Source organism: Xanthomonas sp. D-99 (assembly GCF_017746145.1).
Taxonomy (GTDB): Bacteria; Pseudomonadota; Gammaproteobacteria; order Xanthomonadales; family Xanthomonadaceae; genus Xanthomonas; species Xanthomonas cissicola.
On sequence record NZ_JAGHWU010000087.1, the window covers coordinates 2,239 to 4,477 of the forward strand.

The 2,239-nt window shown below is 63.2% G+C and carries 1 pseudogene; it reads right to left on the reverse strand.

What is annotated here, in order from left to right:
* Window positions 1-2,149 (reverse strand): annotated as a pseudogene (locus J7360_RS19935) (hypothetical protein); the annotation flags it as partial.
* Window positions 2,150-2,239 lie beyond the last annotated feature (90 nt).

Below are 2,239 nucleotides of genomic sequence, written 5' to 3' on the forward strand. Positions count from 1 at the left end.
AGTCGTCCAACTGGTGCTTGTAGAGGGCTGCTGTGACGTTCCGGCTCTCTTCGTCGTTCCAGTTGCCGGTGCCACGCACCCAGGAATGGATCTTCTGGTAGGTGGAGTGGTCTGGGTGTGCGGGGTTGTCGGCCAATAACGGACCCGATGCCGCCTTCTCCTGAGCTGGTTCGGCCTCCTGCTCTTTGCTGCGAGCTGGCCCTGTCGCGGATACCGTGCCCAAGGTCGGCACGTGCGCTATTGCATGCTGGCCGAGCTCCGCCTTGGCCTGGCGAAGCTCTTCGGAGGTGGTCACCGCGACCTGGTGGGCCACCCCGTCTCGGCCAACTTGGTAATGGGCAATGGGACTGTCGTAGCCGTATTGCCCCTGCTCATTCGGCTTCAGCTGCTGCATCGTCGGACCGGAAAGGCCTTCGGTCTGCTTGGTGCGCTGGGTGGCAAGCTCCACCGCTTGAAGATTGTTCTCTTGGGCGTTGAGGTCGACGCCCGCGGCCCGGTAGCGATGCAGAAGCTCGTTGTGCTCCATCTGCGCGGGCGTAGGCGCCGGCCGTGACTGGATTGCGGCCAAAGTCTCCTGTGCGCGCTCCAGCGAAGGCTGGCGCATCTGATTCGTCAGCTCCAGTTCCACCGCCAGGTTGCCGGTGGCCATCCCGTCCTTGCCAGCCCACTGCCCGGTGTCGTTTCGCTGGTAGAGCTGGCCGTTATGGCCCTGGACCTGATCGGGCTTGGCCCGGGCGCTTTCCACTGACGCCGGCACCAGCACCCCGTAATCCTGCGACCGCTGAGCGGCATGGTTCTCCAGGTAGGCTTGGGCGATGGCCTCGCGACCAGTGGAAATGTTGTTCTCGATCCGAGCCAGGGATTCCTGGTTCAACCGCTGCGCCTGCGCCGGGGTAGCGGTCTGCAGCTCGTAAACACCCTGGTCGTTGGCACCCGCCACGCTGGTCTTGACCTGGCGCTCCCAGGACTCGGTAGCCGGATTGCGTTGCCAGTTTTGGTTGTCGAGACCCGTCTGGTCCCCAGGCTTGGCCGGGAGGTTGAATGGATCCTGCGGCGCGGGTGCCTTGCCCAGCGCCAGCTCGGCAGCCTTGGCATTGGACATGGCGCCCAACTCTTGGGACTTGGCGTAGCTGGCCCCCACTGGAGCCTGACTAGGAGAGTCTCGTCCATCGCCCCCACGCTCGAAAGCGCCCTGGCGTTCCCAATCCCGTCCGTTGAACTGCCACTCCACTCCGGTCTTGTCGGTCTGGTTGTAAATGGCGCGATTGTCCAGCAAGTCAGCACCCTTATCGAATGCCTTGCTCATCAAGACGGCGTCGCCGACCACCAGGGCCGCGGGCACAAAGCCTCCGCTGCTACCCAGTGCTGCGGCGGTTGACGCCCCACCTGCCCAGCCGCCCGCGTTGCGCGCGATGGCGTGCTGAACCTCCGACTGGGCGGCCGTTGTGTTGCCCTGCTCCATCAATGCCGACGCTGTGCGCGCGGTCATGACGGCATCCGCGCCGGTGGTCAAAAGTCCGCCAGCACGGGTCAGGCCGCGGGCGGACGCCTCGCCCATCAACAGCTGCATGGCAACCTCGCCACGCTGTCCTCGCGGCACACGAAGGTTTTGTGCGGCTTCCCCTCCCAAGGTCTGCTCGACCTTGAGGATGCCCTGCTCGGATAGGACCACGCGCCCATCGTGATGGGCATTGGAGATGGCCAATGACAGTCCGTTGCGGTGGAGCACGTTGTCGCCACCCCGCGCAATGCCGCGGTCGCTGACTTGGATCTGGTTGAGCGCGGTGACAATGCGTCCTTCCGAGTTCGCAACTGCTCCCCAGGCGTGGTCAATATCCTTGAATCCCTTCAGCGTCTCGATTTGCTGGGCGTGGGAACGCTGATAGGCGGGCATATCGCGGAAAAACTCTTGCACCCTTCCGTTGGTCTGCGCAGGGGTCATGCCGACAGGCGTGTTGGTGTTTAAATCACCATTGATGAGGCCCACCTTCACGGTGTCGCGCAACTGTTCGATTTGCTTGACTACCCGGTCCATCGCCGCTGGATCGCCTTCCATTGCGGCTTGGCCAAAGCTGCCCTGTTGGATCTTGTCCAACTTTTCCAGCATGCCGTTTTGATACGCGCCCAGCGGGCCACCACTGTGCGGGGTGGTAATCCCCCCGCCCATTAGCAGACGCCAGAAGTGGAATTTTCTCGTACCCTTTCTCGAGGAGGTTCCATGAAGAAGTCCCGCTTTACC